This window comes from Arcanobacterium buesumense, from assembly GCF_012563545.1.
Classification (GTDB): Bacteria; Actinomycetota; Actinomycetes; order Actinomycetales; family Actinomycetaceae; genus Arcanobacterium; species Arcanobacterium buesumense.
Genome location: NZ_CP050804.1, coordinates 1,264,050 through 1,280,297 on the forward strand (window position 1 = coordinate 1,264,050; position 16,248 = coordinate 1,280,297).

Genomic DNA, 16,248 nt, shown 5'->3' on the forward strand with positions numbered 1-16,248 from the left:
GTGGCTATTTTAAAGGATTATCTGCGATAGCGCTGTGATAAACGTGAGCGAGAATTTTCCCGGCGACAGGGTCTGAATCAGGCGGTGCTACCGATGTGAAATAGCATCCCCCTTGAGAGATAAATTTTTCCTGATTGAGTACATCGATTTCATCAAGTGTTTCAATACAAGAAGCGAAAAACCCTGGAGTGACAACCATGATGTTTTGGACACCTTCACCTGGCAGGGCTGCCATACGCTCAATGGTTGCTGGTTGGAGCCATGCGCCTGGCCCAAACTTGGATTGATATGTTATCTCAAAATCAATAGTCCCTACGCGATCCATGATGGCTTGAGTCGTTGCCTCACATTGTCGTTGATATTCACGCGGATCGTGTGCGGCGCGTAGAGGAACACCATGGTAAGAGAAGATTATTTTGTCAATGTGGTGAGAGCATCGCTTAATACGGGTGTGTATATGTTGTACATACCAGTCGATATACGCCGGATTGTCATACCACGCTGAACTACGGATAATTCTGGGGGCATCTGGCTGGGTAGCAATCTCATCAAGCTGACGCCAAATATCAGCTACTGTTGACGGAGTGTATTGCGGATACAGCGGAATGACAACTACTTCGTCAACGTCAAGTTCAGCGATTACCGAAGCGATACTCGGTTCCATATATGTGGTTGCAAAGGCGACTCGAACACCCTCAAGCTCCTGAGCTAAGTGGTGATTTTGCGCGCGGGTATGGACTAAAAGTGGAGAACCTTCCGCAGTCCAAATTCTGCGATAAATCGGCGCAATTTTTTCCGGCCGCACCCGCAAAACAATGTTGTGTAAAATCGGTTTCCACAACCACCGTGGCATATCTACTACTGCCGGATCTGAAAGAAAGATCTTCAAAAATTCTTGAATATCTTTCGGCTGCGGAGAGGCCGGAGTTCCCAGAGTTACGATAATGCATCCACGTGTCATAGTCACAACATTAACGTCTCTAACTTCTATCTGCATTTTCAATTGTTATTTCAATTTTAATTAGATATGTCGCATAAAATTTCTGATTAAAATTCAATTGTTTATTTTTCAACAAAAAAAGAGTATGATGTAGCCATAATAAAAATCTCGGCAAAGGAGACGATAATGGCGACGAACTTAGTTCCAGCAGCAAATGAAATGATGCGCGTTTTACATGAGTGGGGCATCAAACGGATCTATGGACTTCCTGGCGGTTCTCTCGATTCCACAATGGACGCCATCCACACGTATCAAGATCGCATCGATTACATCGGCGTTCGCCACGAAGAATTTGGCGCACTAGCCGCAGTTGGCGAAGCTAAAACAACCGGCCGCATTGGCGTCATGCTCGGCTCAGCAGGCCCCGGTGCCGCGCACCTACTCAACGGGCTATACGATGCCAAAATTGACAATATTCCCGTTCTCGCAATCATCGGCCAGGTCCCAACCGCGCGAATGAACACCGATTTCTTCCAAGAAATGGATGAAAACCCGATGTTTGCAGATGTTGCCGTATACAACCGCACCGTCATGACAGCCGAACAACTCCCCCTCGTTATCGACACCGCAATCCGCACCGCTTACGCAAAACGCGGCCCCGCCGTCGTCGTCCTCCCCAAAGATCTAGGTTGGGAAAAAATTCCTGCTAATGCCTACCCAGTCTCAGCACATGCACACCCAACCACACAACCCACATTCCCAATTAATAAGGATGACGTCGAACGCACCCTTGACTTACTCACTCAAGCTAAACGACCAATCATATACTTCGGTCAAGGCGCTCGCTCAGCCGGGACGGAACTAACTGAACTTTCGAACCTTGTTGGCGCACCGCTGTTGTCAACTTATCTCGGCAAAGGTATCGTCCCACACGATCACCCTTCCTACATGCTTTCGACTGGCCGAGTAGCAACTAAACCAGCTGTCGACGCTGGGCGCGCTACTGATTTCATTTTATTCATTGGCACGAATTACGAATTTGGCGTTTTCATGTTTAATCCTGATGCCCGCTTCGTCGATGTCAATATCGACCCAATGGTCATCGGCGCCCGCCATGGCGTTGAGCTAGGCGTTCGTGCTGATGCCAAGGAATTCTTAGCAGCCCTTGTACAAGTAGCTCAACAACGCGGCATCGACGGTTCAGAATCTGCATGGTTGCGCGCCGCACAAGAAAATCGTTCCCAATGGGAAGAGTGGATCACTTCACAGGCAACCACGCAATCCCCAATACGACTGGAAACCGTTTTTAGCGAAATTAACAAGGTCACCACAGATGATGCGCTGTTCGGTATCGACGTCGGCAATGTCAATATCGCTTCTGCGCGCTTCTTGAAAGTCAACCCAGGCCAACAGTTCACCACTTCGCCACTGTACGCCACGATGGGCTATGGTCTACCAGCAGCTGTCGCCGGCGCCCTCGAATACCCTGGCCGCCAGGTGTGGAATTTGGCAGGGGACGGAGCAATGACCATGGTGGTTCAAGGACTAACCACCGCAGCCGAACACCACTTACCGATTATATCGGTGGTACTGACGAATGAATCACTAGGTTATATCGAAGCCGAACAAGACGACACACGTCAACCACACTCTGGAGTTTCCTTAACTGATCTTGACTTCGCACGTATCGCAGAAGGTTTCGGAGTGCGCGGTATCACCGTTCGGACCGCATCCGAACTGCACGAGGCTTTGGCGCAGGCGGTAGCAGCGAATGAACCAGTTGTCCTCGACGTCAAAGTCACAAATGATCGGATGATTCCAGTCGAACAGTTCCCGCTTACGCGCGATGAACGACCTGATTTTGATGAATTCCGAGCTCATTACCACGCCGAAAATCTCGAACCTTTCGGTGAGATTTTGGCTCACCATCAAGCCTAACGGTTCGTCGTAAGGCGTCAATAGACACAACAAACTTCGTGTGGTGCGGAAACTGAGCGGTCGCCGCACCACACGGCCCTTCCTTGTAACAACATATTGATACAAGCATATTTCGACATAAAATCCTTGTATCAGTTAACTGTCACAAGGAAGGGTTCTTACGATGCCTGTCCCACACGCCGGATCAAGTATGCCCTACTTATTGATCGCTGCACTTGTGCAACTATCTCTGATAGTTCTTCCGCTGATCACGCTCGGAGCATGGTATATTCACACTCCTCACCGCAAGCTTTTCCTCAATCGGCTCCCATACGCGCCAAAGCTACAAACAACAATCCGCGGTCTAGCTATCGCCCGCATTGTCGGTTTCATTGTTGGCATACCGGCAACAATTATCCTGCTAGTCTTCGTAGGAATTCCGGAGCTCAGCTATGCCGCACCATTCGCCATCTACACTTCAATCTGCCTTTTTACCTTCATAGTCCACATACTCACATTCAAAGCCGCTCACGTCCCGAGACACAGCGGTTTAGAGCGCCGCACCCTTACCCAATACACTAACCAGCTTCCCAAAGTAACGCTCATAAGCGCCCCGCTCATATTATTCTCCCTCACCGCGCTCTACCCTCTAATGCCAGTATTACCTGACGATTTCGGGGCCGTTTCATTCGCGTCACCAATAGCAGTATTTGCAGTGATCGGCGCACTAGTTTTCGCTTCTTTACTTACTGCCGCAATCACACAGATTGTTATCTTACGCCCGCGAAATTCGTCAGATAATGCGCTTGTCAGCCTTGACAATATCGTGCGTCGCAGATCTATTAATGAGCTTATTTTCGGCATAACCGCAGCTACGGCGGCCACCGCTCTTGGTTTATCAGTGCGTGGAGCTTATCTTGCGTTCAGCGCATTATTCTTCCGCCCCACAGTCTTTATTGACGCAAGCGCGATGCCAAGTTCGACAATATTAATCATTTTGGCCGCTGTTCACACCATCGCAGCAATCGTCAATACCATCATTTTCGTCATCACGTTGGCTCGTCAGTTCAATCCAGGAATCGGCGTCGATCAATGAGTGTTGAACTAACTATTGATTCATCTCTTTCAATCCCCGCACATGAGCAGCTAACAAATCAAATTACTGGTGCGATACTTTCCGGAAAACTTTCCCCCGGTAGTCAACTGCCCACCGTGCGTGCACTTGCGCGCGATCTTGGAATTGCCCCGGGCACTGTTATGCGCACCTACGCGTCCCTATCTGAGGCAGGACTGATTACCACAGCGCGAAGTAAAGGAACCATCGTCAACGGCAGAAAAACTAACGACGACGAACTTGCCAACCACCTCATTCAACTCACCCAACGTTATCTCGCTGATTTACGCGCTTTTGGTTTTACCGAACAGGACGGCATCAAAGAATTAACTAGATTGCGTGAGGATAAAGAATAATTTTCAGCACATCGCATCGATAACATGTGCGTGCTAGGTACGTTTCTGGCAAAATACTTCACGGTACACCGCTTGGGGCAGCAAGCGAGTACGCGCCGTAGAGGTAGTGAGAGCGTCGATGTACTTCATTTTCCGTATCATTTTTAGCGTATAGGAATATTCATGACTGCCCAGAAAGCAAAATTCGCTCCAACCGGGACTGGACTCTACCCAATTTTTGTTGCCATCATGGCCGTTGTTCTCATTCTGTCCAACATTGGAGCTTCGAAGCCGGTTATCTTCGGTCCGATTCTTACCGACGGCGGATTCTTCCTTTTCCCATTTGCCTACATCATTGGTGACGTCGTTTCCGAAGTCTACGGCTGGAAGGCCTCCCGCCGTGCTGTCATTGTTACCTTCGCGCTCTCAATTTTCGCTGCGCTGTGTTACTGGGTGATGATTGCGCTACCTGGCGCAGATTTCTATGACGGCCAAGAGGCGCTAGTACGCACTCTCGGACCAGTGTGGCAGATCGTCGTTGCTTCTCTTCTTGGCTTCCTTGCCGGCCAGCTTTCCAACGCATTTACCATGGTTCAAATGAAGAAGCGATCCGGGGAAAAACTGCTGTTTGGCCGAATGGCTGCCTCCACCGTCGTCGGAGAATTCGTTGATACTCTCGTCTTTTGTTCTATCGCTGCGCAAGTCCTAGAAATCCCTGACCTATCGACGTTCCTCAACTATCTGTTTGTTGGTTTTACCTACAAAACCGCCGTTGAACTTGTATTCTCCCCTATCACGATGGCCGTCATGCGCCTCGTTAAGCGAGCAGAACCAGAATACGGTATTCAGGGATAACCTACCGCGTCTCTATCAACGCAATGGGCGGATGCGCTGCGTGAAAATCATTAATCGGCGCATCCGTTCCATAACCTAACGCAAACCCGGTAACGAGTGCGTATTCGGCTGGCACATCGAAAACCTCATCTGCTGGCCGGCGCCACCCTGCCAACACTCCTAATGGACACGAGTCCACTCCGTGAGCCTTCGCAGATAAGAATAGTGTTTGTAGCATTAAACCGGCATCAAGCGCCGAATATGGCAAGAAATCATGGTGGATAAACACCAAGCCCACAACCGGCGCGCCAAACGCTTCAAAGTTTCTCCGCATCTGCGCATAGCGTCCGGCGCGATCTTCTCGCGCAATTCCCAAATGCTGATACAGCCCTACTCCAACCTCAACTTGCCGAGTACGCAATTCGTCTGGATAGCGGGCAAAAATATCATAATCACCATCGCAATCAGGAACAGTTTTTATTGCTTGCGCTGCGCTCATAGCATCGAACTCACGCATATAGGCTGCGAGCAACTTTTCCCGGGTCTGACCAGTTGCCAACGCCACTCGATATCCACGAGTATTTGACCAGCTTGGCGCAAATCGCGCATCGTTAAAAATCTGATCCACAGTCTCTTTAGCTAGTGGAACATCACGGAAATCACGAACAGTATGGCGAGCTTGCACCAGTGCAGAAAAATCGTTCATACGCTTATCTTACAAGCCTCTTCCTTCACGCGCTAGACTTAAAACATGACTCATTCAGCGCCTTTGATTTCCCCCTCAGTCGTTCACCCTGGTGATAAAGTTGCCGTGCTTTCCCCTGCGTGGGCGGCTCCAGCTTATTTTCCGCAACTTCATGAGCAAGCAAAGCAACGGATTGAGTCCGAACTGGGATTGATTGCGGTAGATTTTCCTACCACGTGCGCAATGGGCGCTTCTCTTGCCGATCGGGCAGCCGATGTTAACACCGCTTTTGCAGATCCGGATATTCGAGCAATTTTCACTACTGTGGGCGGAGATGATGAGATTTGCTTGACGAAGTTGCTGGATCCGGAGCTTGTCCGGCAGGATCCAAAACCATTTTTTGGCTATTCCGATAATACGAATATCTTGAATTGGCTGTGGCACAACGGAGTGGCGAGTTTTCATGGCGGAGCCACCCAAGTACATCTTGGGTCTGGACCTGGTATCGATCCGATACATTTATTGACGTTGCGTAGTGCTTTGTTTGGCGACGACGTCGTTCTTCCGATAGTCAGCGAGTCCGAAGATTACGGACTGGACTGGTCTGATCCGCAGGCACTCACGCATGGAGTTCACCGGGAACCGGCAATGCCAGTGGAGTTTATCGGCAGCGATCAACAAGTCCGCGCAGCTACGTGGGGCGGTTGTTTTGAGGTACTCGATCAGCTAGCGATAGCTGGGCGGTTGCCAGATGCTCGTGAATTAGAAGGAAAAATCCTGATGTTAGAGACATCGGAGATTATGCCACCCCCAGATTATGTTGGCCGTTGGATTAGAGCTTTTGGTGAACGCGGATATCTCAGTGCAGCTGCTGGATTAATGTTTGCCCAGCCCGTTGTTGATGATCGGGACAACCCTGTCCCCTACGAGGTACAACAGTCACGGCGTTTGACTTATCTTGAGTATGTATTGACTCACGTAAGCTCCTACCGCGACGATCTTTTAGTTGTTGTTGGCGCTCCATTTGGCCACACTCGCCCACAGGCGATCATTCCCTACGGTGGCGAAGTCACTTTAGACCCGCAAGCTGAAACAATAACGGCACATTTTGCAAGGTAACTTCTAAGCTCCCCCTAACTTTTCTCTGTCGCTAAGTTTCAGTTAGGATTAGCTGGCTATTATTGAAGAATCGTCATAAAGGCGAACATAAGACATGAAAGTGTCGCAAACATGAAACATACAATAGTTATCTATTCGTCTATTACCGGTTTTGCACATACCTACGCACAATGGATTAGTGAAGACTTAGATGCTGACCTCTACTCCATAGAAGAATTACTTCCACTTATTAAGCACGGCCAGGTAGCACTTGCCAACTATGACCTTATTATTTATGGTGCCGGAATCCGCATGGGCATTATTCGCAGATTCTCAACATTCCGTAAGCTTATTAAACGTGCTGGGTTATCGACGTCGAAGAAAATCATTGTGTGGGCTAATGGCGGTACACCGCAACATCCGGATCGCGACTATCGTTCTGCCTCCCGCACGTTTAACCGCGTCGAACTTGCTCGCAATGACTACGCATATTTCTACTTTGAAGGCGGAGTGCGGTACGAAGGCCTGAACCCAATCGAAAAAGGTTTACTAAAGACCTTTGCTAAACGCGTCCAAAAGTATCGCAATCGTGGCGAATGGGCAGTGGCCGTCGCCGATCACATCGCCGAAGGATACGACCACACCAACCGAGCAGCCATTGCGCCTCTTATTGCGCGCGCACACGATATCCTTAGCAAATCTTCATAACAAACTCATGAAAAACTAGGGCGAGAACCTCCGTGCTTACCGGAGATTCTCGCCCTACTTTACGTATAACGACGACGGCAGGAAGGGTTTACTTCTTGTCGTCCTTCATCTTGTCATCATCCATCTTGTCGCCATCAGACATCTTGTCGTCCTTCATTTTATCATCTGACATCTTGTCGTCCTTCATTTTATCATCTGACATCTTGTCGTCCTTCATTTTATCGTCCGACATCTTCTCGCCATCAGACATCTTGGTTTCCGACATCTGCTTGTCATCCATCTTGCCGTCATCCATTTTGTTATCAGCATCAGAGTTGCACGCTGCAAGACCAGCAACAGATAGTAAGCCAACAAAAGCACCAGCAGTGATTCGACGAATATTCATAAAGTTCTCCTTATATTACGAGGCGGACGCCTCAACGATCTTTCATAACTAGTTCGACGCCGATTGCCATCTGGATTGGATGACATTACGTGACCTGACTCACAGTCCAAATCCAGACTTAAAGCAATCCAGAATCACTACTGCTGCGAACTACTCATAGAACTTAATGAAAGGACTTCACATTATGTCTCTAGTATTAATTGGTCTCCTTGGCGGATTTATCACCGGTATATCCCCATGTATTCTGCCGGTACTCCCCGTCATATTCCTCTCCGGCGCTCAAGGAGCACAAACAACCAAGCCAAGCACAACCCCTGGTTTATTGTCAGGCAATCTCATTTCTCTCAATGACACACCAGCCACTTCAACCGTGACCACGCAGACCACCAAACCGGCCTCAAAATGGCATCCCTACGCCGTCGTCGGCGGACTAGTGCTCAGCTTTACCACCTTTACCTTATTCGGCTCTGCACTATTGACTCTCTTGAATCTCCCCCAAGATTTTATTCGCTGGGCTGGCGTAGCCATGTTGTTCCTTATCGGCATCGCAATGCTCATCCCGCGACTCATGGAAATACTGGAAAAACCGTTCTCGCGTTTCGCTAAAACTGGCAACTCAACATCGTCTAACGGTTTCTGGCTCGGAGTTGTCCTCGGCGCCGCCTATGTTCCATGCGCTGGACCAGTCCTAGCAGCCGTGTCAGTTGCCGGAACAACCGGAAAGATCGGTGCGGACACCGTAGCACTAGCTCTATCTTTCGGAATCGGAACCGCAATTCCACTCCTTTTCTTTGCGCTCTCAGGCCAAAAACTCACCGAACGAATTAGCGCCTTCCGCACTCGGCAACAACTTATCCGTAGCATCGCTGGTATCGCGATGATTGGTCTAGCCCTAGGCATTGTTTTTGATGTTCCGGCTAAGATTCAACGCGCACTACCGGACTGGACGTCGTCGTTACAAAAGAGCACTGAGTCGCTCTACCCAACTCAGCAAAATGGCCCCTGCGTCGACGGCGCAACAGAACTCGCCAACTGCGGTCAACTCCCCGAAATCAGTGGCGCAGTCGCCTGGTACAACACTCCAGATAATCAGCCATTGAGTGAATCTGATCGAGCAGGAAAAGTCACTCTCGTCGATTTTTGGGCCTACTCGTGTATCAACTGCCAGCGCTCAATTCCAGGTATCGAAAAACTCTACGAAACCTATAAGGATTCCGGTCTGCAAGTTATCGGGGTCCACTCGCCCGAATACGCTTTTGAAAAAGTGCCCGAAAATGTGAAAGCTGGCGGCGACAAACTCGGAATCACCTATCCGATCGCCGTCGACTCCAACCTTGTCACGTGGCAAAATTTCGATAACCACTACTGGCCAGCCCACTACCTTGCTGACGCAACCGGTCAGCTACGCGCAATCAAATATGGTGAAGGCGCAGAAGCAACTACCGAACGCCAGATCCGTGACCTCTTACGTGAAGCCAACCCGAACGTCACCCTTCCCGAACCAATTTTTTCTAACGCCAATGACGACGCGTCGGCTCGCGCTCCGCGTACTCCCGAAACATATCTCGGTTCTGCGCGTGCCGAACGCTACGCTGGCGGATCATTATCGAACGGCACCATCGACGCCTCTTTTCCAGAGTCACTCAAGCCAGATAACTTTGCACTGAACGGAACCTGGAAGGTGAGCCCGCAATCGATTACCCCAGTTAATGCCGACGGTAAGTTGCGTCTTTCTTGGCGTGGCGCACACGTCTACTTGGTAGCTTCTGGCGAAGGAACTATCACGTGGAATAACGATGGGAAAGAATCAACCATGAAGATCTCTGGTGTGCCTAATGCTCAAGAAATTGTCAACACCACGCCGGAGTCTTCAGGAACAGTAGAACTCACTGTCTCACCAGGTGTGGAGTTGTATTCGTTCACTTTCGGGTGAGACGCAGTGACAATCTTAGCTCAAACACCGTACGATAAAGCCGTGATACCTGAACCATCAGATCTTGACGATGTCATACTCAGACGAATCGCGAACGGCGATAGCCAGGCTTTCGCGACTTTCTACGACCGTTGGAGTGGCAAGGTTTTGGCGCTGATCCGCCAGATTTTGCGTGACCACTCTCAATCGGAAGAAGTGTTGCAGGAAGTGTTTTTAGAAGTGTGGCAAAAAGCGCCACAGTTCACTAGCGGCCGCGGCACAGCCCGCGGGTGGCTGGTAACACTTGCGCGCCGGCGGGCGATAGATCGAGTGCGGTCTTCTCAGGCCAGCCGCGAGCGTGACACTGCCTATGTGGCAACCGATATCGACTACGATCACACGCTTGAAAGCGTGGAACAACGCCTCGAATCGGAACAGGTTCGCCGGATGCTTGACTTCGTAGGTGAACCGCATTCTTCCACTATCAAACTTGCGTTTTTCACCGGATTAACACACCGTGAAATTGCCAACCATCAACGTGTTCCACTTGGAACAGTAAAAACTCGGATCAGAGACGGATTAGCTAAAATGAAAAGATTTATGGAGCAGGAACGATGAATAGCGACGACGATCTCACCTTCCCCGACGATATTGCGGGGACACTAGGCACAAGTTTGACACCTGTTGCCCCTTCTCCTGCTGTTCGCGAGCATTTGTTGGAGACAATTGCCCACCTGCCACAAGAATCACGATCACCGGAGTCAACAACGACCGATAGTAACGTCGTCGAACTCAAGCCACGAAAACTGCGAGTTGTGCGTGCAGTTTCCCAGATGGCGGCGGCCGCGGTATTGGTAGCTGCCGGAGTTGGTGTCGGCCGTTGGAGTGTCATGGATTCGATGGAATACACCAGTCATTATGCGCAGCTCAATCAGGCCCAAGATGTGGTACGGGTTGCTGACACAATGCCAGATGGTCACGTGGTGACTTTGACCTGGTCACACGATATGGAGATGGCCGCGGTAACGATGCCGGTAGAATTACAAGCTCCCGCAGGTCAGAGCTTAGCGGTGTGGGTACGCCACGCTGGTAACATCCGCAAAGCTGGAATGTACGAACCGAACAAAACTGGCCCATTCTCGTTTATTGATGCCATGCCAGAAGATGGCGACGACGTCTTCGTTACGATTGAACCAGCCGACGGATCAGCGCAGCCAACTGGAAAACCGATTATCACGTGGAAGATTAGTATTCCTGATGATCCGGCCGATCGAGCGAGCACTACGCCTCATTCGCTCACCTAAGAAGAAAATATCGTAAGATCTTGATCTCTAAGCTTAGAAGATCACACCGTTGAAACTCCACTAAAATACATGAGCAAGCTATTTGCAGGCTAACCAATTAGCGCGTATCCTGACTATTAGGACGCACTTCGGTGCTCCGCTTCCGAGACCCGTGTTCGCACGGGTCTTCGTGTTATAGAATGCGACTATCGTGCACATCGGCCATTTTTATTAATTTAGATATAATGACTCCTATGTGAACTGATCTCATCCCCTATATAAAGCTCATTCTATTTTTGGCCTAGGTGGGTTTATAATTCCAGCAAACAAGGCAACATGGGCAGATGGAAGCCTATCCGAGAGCTACCTCTTTTATGTTTTCAGATCAGGACGCATCATATCTGTAAGAATCTCCAATGAAGTTTGACAGCCATTTACATCAAACAATCCAGTGTGCCGACTGGATTTGCGAATTACTTGGAAAAATTGTGGCATGCAAACATGACCCGAATTCACGGAATTTGAGTGGGCTACGAAATATTTTAGGACGCTGGAGGGGCTTACTAAACGTTTGCACCATTTATCCATTCTCCCTAGCCACACACAGGGTATCAATAGACAGTACTCAAGTCACCTAGAGCTAAGAACTCAAGACACTTCAAATCCAAACTCCTAAAAATAATCCTAAATAAAAATGGAAATTGCCATTTACAGCGATACTATTGCAGGACTAGAGTCATATTATTCAGATCAATAGTGTAGACGGGAGAGTTTACAAAGATGAATAAAACGTTTTTGGCTATGATCGTCAGTGGATCTCTTGCACTAGGGAGTGTAGGGATTGCTGGACAATTCAATAATGAATTTCCGGTTGCAACATCGCCAATTGTTAAAGTTAATGAGCCAAACCCTAATGGTATTTCGCTGACTGAAAAAGACGCGTTGGAACTCGCTCAAAAGATCGCTAACTCAAGCTCAGCATTCAAAAAATCCATCGTTGCTGGCGGAAAATTCAAGATTGTGGTTCCGGATAAGGTGCTGATTGAAAAGTATAGGTTTACCCCATCTGAGATTCAACTTCTTCACTCGTTCGCAGATGGATCCGTGCGATCTGTTAACATCACACAAAGAAATGAAACGGCTACCGCTAATCGAGCGAGACTGTTCCATATTTCAAATTATGACCTCAAGACAGGCACCTTCGCTTTCCTTTCTACAGCTGCAGAAGGTGGACCAGCAGCAGTGGCTGCCGTTTGACCACTAGTTACTTCAATTGCAGGTCCTCTTGGAACGGTAGCTGGAATTGCTACAGCTGTCCTTGGAGGGTCATTCTTTACCAATGTCGCGCTTAGGGTAGTTGGGGCGATCCACCAAGGGAAAGGAATTACTTTCTATTCCCAATGGGGAATCCCTCCACTGCGTGTAGAGATCGAAGGACGATAACTTTTGCTCAGCAATCTCATTACCTTTTTAAAAGAAGGATTTCCGGAATTATTCTGGACGCATATGCTAGTGTTCTTTGCATATAACTTGACGTTCACGGATATATTTTCATTTCCGATTATTGCCGAAACCTTGATACTCATATGGCTTGGTGCATATATCATCAAAAAACAAATTGGCCATCAACCCATAGCTATCATTTACGCGGTCGTTTATATTACAAGTTCATTGGGAATCCTAATTATCAGAAATGATTCCACATCAAGAGCGGGACTTATCGCTCTTTGCTTCCTCTACCTCCTTGTACGTGATTATTCGGTTACAAAAAGTAAATGAACTTTGATAATTAACTGCCGGAACTGGTTAAGTCAGGGATAAATCACTACCGCACGTGTGCCGATCTGTGAGCGGGAAAGACCAAGCTAATCAGCTCATTTTAGCCGTAGCTCACCTCTTTATGCCGTCTGTCAAAGTTTGCTCAAACTTTATTTTCATCGCCCCTCTTCATGCTTGCGAAAAAGGAACGCATCAGCAAAAACAATTATTACCGCAACGATAGTGACAAGAGAATGCTTCCACCATATGTCAAACATACTTGACACTATTTCCTCTCGCATGTAAAGTCTGCTTTACATAAGGGAAAGGAATCAACTATGTCACAACCTCACATATCTATATGGGGATACACCAAACGTAAGCGACTGCCTGCACTGGTCATTGCTCTGCCGCTAGGCCTGTTAGTGGGAACAGTTGTTGGGATAATCTCGGCCTATTTACGTTCCGACACGGACCATGTATGGCTGTATGCCGCCATATTCTCGGCAATGACCGGCTTTCTGTTTACTGGGCTTATCTGGGTTCTCATCGTCGATCGCACAACCATTGCTGGCGCCATCGCAAAACCGGAAGCGAGCGTTGAAAACACCTGGCATGCTAGGGCCGTATCAGCTGGATTCTTCACTATGCTCATTGGTAGTGGCTGGGGCTCAGCAATCGCCGCTTTTTACCACCAAAACGCTATTAGCATCTGCTTTGTCATCTTCTTCATCCTTGGCGTGTGCGCCTACGTAATCAGTTATGTCATCAACCGCAAGCGAACACTACAATGAAGAATTCGCTCCCGAAGCTACGCAAAGAAAACGGCTGGTCCCAAGAATACCTAGCTCAACAACTAAGCGTGAGCCGTCAAACGATTATCTCTATCGAAAAAGGACACTTCGACCCATCACTTCCACTTGCTTTCGATATTGCTCGTGTATTCAATCAAAGGATTGAGGACATCTTTTCCCCTGAGTCATAGGCTAATTCTTTTGGCTTGTTTGCCTCAGATCCTTATGATGAATACATTGTATTCATCATAAGGATCTGAGGAGTACCTATGCCCACAATGACGCTACGTATGAATGACAGCGATGCCGAACTGATCCGGAAATTTGCCAAATTTGAAGGATTAACAATATCCGATTTTGCCCGCCAAGCAATTCTGGAAAAAATTGAAGATTCCTATGATCTCGACGAATTACATCATGCTCTTGCTCATGACACTGGCGAGCGCTTTACTATCGACGAGGTTTTAGAAGAACTTTCCTGGAGATGAGTACCTCGCCACATACGTATCGAGTATTTCTCACTACACGAGCACGTAAACAGCTTAAAAAGATGGATCGCTTCGATGCAAAAATACTCGCAACATGGATAAAGAACCACCTTGAAGGATGTAGCGATCCACGTGCTTTCGGCAAAGGGCTGACAGCTAATAGATCTGGAGAATGGCGCTATCGCGTCGGCTCGTACCGCATATTGGCATTCATTGAAGACACAACGATTACAATTGAAATCTTTTCGATAGGCCGATGCGATTCAATCTATTCAAACTAAAATGCAATAGCTCCTTAGAGCATCCGCGCGAACGTATTGTAGATACTCATATCGTCGTCAAGCTCCGGATGGAAGGTCGCACCAATTTGGTTGCGATAGGTAACTGCCACCGGAGCACCATCTGGCAATGCCGCCAGTACGTCAACACCGTCACCCAGCTCAGCAATATGTGGGGCTCGAATGAACGTCATCGGGATCTGGGCCGGATCCTCGCCGGCAACACTAGGTTCTCCCTCGAAGAACTGCCCGTCAGCGATATGGAAACTGCCGAGCTGGCGGCCATAGGCGTTGCGCACCACCGTCACCGGCATCGTGGCAAACCCAGCAACCGCAACATGGGACGACGTCGGTGCCGCATGCTCTACCCCGGCAACTGGACCGTTGGCAACTTGCTGGGCTAAAAGAATTAGCCCAGCACAGGTACCAAACACTGGCAAACCATCGGCCAACTTCTGCATAAGCGGATCGAACATGTCGAGTTCGCGCAAAAGTTTACTTTGTACTGTGCTCTCGCCACCTGGCAAGACCAGCCCGTCAAGATCGCGGCGAGCATCGTCTCCGTTACGCAATTCCACAGCCGTTATTCCAAGCTGCTCTAAACGCCGGCGATGCTCAATAAATGCACCTTGGACAGCTAGTACACCAACAGTTTTTGCCATTATTTTCTGGATTCCTTCAATGTCACTTGCCGCGCTCAGCCATGAGCAGATCAATTTCAGATTCGTTGATGCCAACCATGGCTTCACCCAAATCTTCTGACAGCTCAGCAATCAGCTTGGCATCTTCGAAATTGGTCACTGACTTAACAATCGCCTGCGCGCGCTTAGCCGGATCGCCCGACTTGAAGATACCCGAACCGACGAACACGCCTTCAGCGCCGAGCTGCATCATCAATGCCGCATCAGCCGGCGTCGCTACACCGCCAGCAGCAAAATTCACGACCGGCAACTTGCCATTCTCATGCACGTAACGCAAAAGCTCTACCGGGACTGCCAGTTGCTTAGCCTCTTCAAACAGTTCATCGGCGCGCAAGCTCTGAACCTTACGCATCTGGGACTGAATCAGGCGCATATGGGTAACCGCCTGTACCACATCACCAGTTCCTGGCTCGCCCTTGGTACGAATCATCGAGGCACCTTCAGCGATACGGCGAAGCGCTTCGCCAAGATCCTTCGCACCACACACAAACGGCACATCAAAATCAGTCTTATTAATATGGAAAACATTATCTGCTGGGGAGAGTACTTCGGACTCGTCAATATAGTCAATCTCGAGCGCCTGTAAAATCTGGGCTTCAACAAAGTGTCCGATACGAACCTTTGCCATGACTGGAATGGACACTGCGTTCTGGATTTCTTTAATCAAGCGTGGGTCACTCATCCGTGAAACGCCACCTGCTGCACGAATATCTGCTGGGATGCGTTCGAGAGCCATCACCGCACTAGCGCCTGCTTCTTCGGCAATCCGTGCCTGCTCAGCGTTTGTGACGTCCATAATAACGCCACCTTTAAGCATCTGCGCAAGTTGTTTATTCAATTCGAAGCGAGAATTCTCAGTCATACCCGTACCTTTAAAGTTCTAAATTTCTGAAGTTTTACCGGCTTGTACCGTAAACTATTCATGCAATACTATACGCGAGGTAATCCTACTTCACGATCGAAGTCCGTTATCAGCGTAGCCAAAACTATGAACACTGAGGCGATCTATTTCACACTG

General features: G+C 48.8%; 19 protein-coding genes. 14 read left to right on the plus strand and 5 right to left on the minus strand.

What is annotated here, in order from left to right:
- Positions 1-4: 4 nt before the first annotated feature.
- Positions 5-961 (minus strand): ferrochelatase, encoded by a 957-nt coding sequence (hemH, locus tag HC352_RS05825; protein WP_247645245.1) that lies wholly within the window; start codon positions 959-961, stop codon positions 5-7.
- 165 nt (positions 962-1,126) lie between these two features.
- Here hemH and spxB point away from each other — a divergent pair, with 165 nt between their 5' ends.
- The 4 genes from spxB (at position 1,127) to HC352_RS05845 (ending at position 5,161) form a co-directional block, all read left to right on the plus strand.
- Entirely contained in the window at positions 1,127-2,878 is a 1,752-nt protein-coding gene (gene spxB / locus HC352_RS05830; protein WP_211080633.1) for a pyruvate oxidase, read from the plus strand.
- 163 nt (positions 2,879-3,041) lie between these two features.
- Entirely contained in the window at positions 3,042-3,953 is a 912-nt protein-coding gene (locus tag HC352_RS05835) for a hypothetical protein (RefSeq protein ID WP_168918004.1), read from the plus strand.
- A complete protein-coding gene (locus HC352_RS05840; protein ID WP_168918005.1) occupies positions 3,950-4,327 on the plus strand; it encodes a GntR family transcriptional regulator in 378 nt (125 codons plus the stop codon). The genes HC352_RS05835 and HC352_RS05840 overlap by 4 nt, the downstream gene beginning before the upstream one ends.
- 162 nt (positions 4,328-4,489) lie before the next feature.
- A complete protein-coding gene (locus tag HC352_RS05845) occupies positions 4,490-5,161 on the plus strand; it encodes a queuosine precursor transporter (protein WP_168918006.1) in 672 nt (223 codons plus the stop codon).
- A gap of 1 nt (position 5,162) precedes the next feature.
- Here the strand turns inward: HC352_RS05845 and HC352_RS05850 are convergent, their stop codons facing one another.
- Positions 5,163-5,846 (minus strand): nitroreductase family protein, encoded by a 684-nt coding sequence (locus HC352_RS05850; RefSeq protein WP_168918007.1) that lies wholly within the window; start codon positions 5,844-5,846, stop codon positions 5,163-5,165.
- Positions 5,847-5,891: 45 nt separating this feature from the next.
- Between HC352_RS05850 and HC352_RS05855 the strand changes: the two genes are divergently transcribed.
- Both HC352_RS05855 and HC352_RS05860 read left to right on the plus strand, forming a co-directional pair.
- Positions 5,892-6,944 (plus strand): S66 family peptidase, encoded by a 1,053-nt coding sequence (locus HC352_RS05855; protein ID WP_168918008.1) that lies wholly within the window; start codon positions 5,892-5,894, stop codon positions 6,942-6,944.
- A gap of 111 nt (positions 6,945-7,055) precedes the next feature.
- Positions 7,056-7,631 carry a flavodoxin domain-containing protein gene (locus HC352_RS05860; RefSeq protein WP_168918009.1) on the plus strand — a complete coding sequence of 192 codons (576 nt, stop codon included), beginning with the start codon at positions 7,056-7,058 and terminating at the stop codon, positions 7,629-7,631.
- A gap of 88 nt (positions 7,632-7,719) precedes the next feature.
- Here HC352_RS05860 and HC352_RS05865 read toward each other — a convergent pair whose 3' ends face one another.
- Complete coding sequence (locus HC352_RS05865; protein WP_168918010.1) at positions 7,720-8,016, minus strand: hypothetical protein; 297 nt, start codon at positions 8,014-8,016, stop codon at positions 7,720-7,722.
- 184 nt (positions 8,017-8,200) lie between these two features.
- Here HC352_RS05865 and HC352_RS05870 point away from each other — a divergent pair, with 184 nt between their 5' ends.
- The 8 genes from HC352_RS05870 to HC352_RS05905 all read left to right on the plus strand — a co-directional run bounded on the left by HC352_RS05870 (position 8,201) and on the right by HC352_RS05905 (position 14,532).
- Positions 8,201-9,949: a cytochrome c biogenesis protein CcdA gene (locus tag HC352_RS05870; RefSeq protein ID WP_247645170.1), complete on the plus strand. Its 1,749-nt coding sequence runs from the start codon at positions 8,201-8,203 to the stop codon at positions 9,947-9,949.
- Between the two features lie 45 nt (positions 9,950-9,994).
- Positions 9,995-10,546 (plus strand): sigma-70 family RNA polymerase sigma factor, encoded by a 552-nt coding sequence (locus HC352_RS05875; protein ID WP_369801285.1) that lies wholly within the window; start codon positions 9,995-9,997, stop codon positions 10,544-10,546.
- Complete coding sequence (locus HC352_RS05880; RefSeq protein ID WP_168918012.1) at positions 10,543-11,232, plus strand: anti-sigma factor; 690 nt, start codon at positions 10,543-10,545, stop codon at positions 11,230-11,232. Before HC352_RS05875 ends, HC352_RS05880 begins: the two co-directional genes overlap by 4 nt.
- A 759-nt stretch (positions 11,233-11,991) precedes the next feature.
- Positions 11,992-12,468 carry a hypothetical protein gene (locus tag HC352_RS05885; RefSeq protein WP_168918013.1) on the plus strand — a complete coding sequence of 159 codons (477 nt, stop codon included), beginning with the start codon at positions 11,992-11,994 and terminating at the stop codon, positions 12,466-12,468.
- 839 nt (positions 12,469-13,307) lie between these two features.
- Entirely contained in the window at positions 13,308-13,763 is a 456-nt protein-coding gene (locus HC352_RS05890) for a hypothetical protein (protein WP_168918014.1), read from the plus strand.
- Complete coding sequence (locus HC352_RS05895) at positions 13,760-13,954, plus strand: helix-turn-helix transcriptional regulator (RefSeq protein ID WP_091280754.1); 195 nt, start codon at positions 13,760-13,762, stop codon at positions 13,952-13,954. Before HC352_RS05890 ends, HC352_RS05895 begins: the two co-directional genes overlap by 4 nt.
- 87 nt (positions 13,955-14,041) lie before the next feature.
- Complete coding sequence (gene relB, locus HC352_RS05900; RefSeq protein ID WP_247645171.1) at positions 14,042-14,251, plus strand: type II toxin-antitoxin system RelB family antitoxin; 210 nt, start codon at positions 14,042-14,044, stop codon at positions 14,249-14,251.
- Entirely contained in the window at positions 14,248-14,532 is a 285-nt protein-coding gene (locus HC352_RS05905) for a type II toxin-antitoxin system RelE family toxin (protein ID WP_168918015.1), read from the plus strand. The genes relB and HC352_RS05905 overlap by 4 nt, the downstream gene beginning before the upstream one ends.
- Positions 14,533-14,546: 14 nt before the next feature.
- On the opposite strand, the gene pdxT is transcribed toward HC352_RS05905, so the two are convergent.
- Positions 14,547-15,191: a pyridoxal 5'-phosphate synthase glutaminase subunit PdxT gene (gene pdxT / locus HC352_RS05910; RefSeq protein WP_168918016.1), complete on the minus strand. Its 645-nt coding sequence runs from the start codon at positions 15,189-15,191 to the stop codon at positions 14,547-14,549.
- Positions 15,192-15,213: 22 nt separating this feature from the next.
- On the minus strand, positions 15,214-16,092 hold the full coding sequence (gene pdxS, locus HC352_RS05915; RefSeq protein ID WP_091280738.1) for a pyridoxal 5'-phosphate synthase lyase subunit PdxS: 879 nt from the start codon (positions 16,090-16,092) through the stop codon (positions 15,214-15,216).
- Positions 16,093-16,248 lie beyond the last annotated feature (156 nt).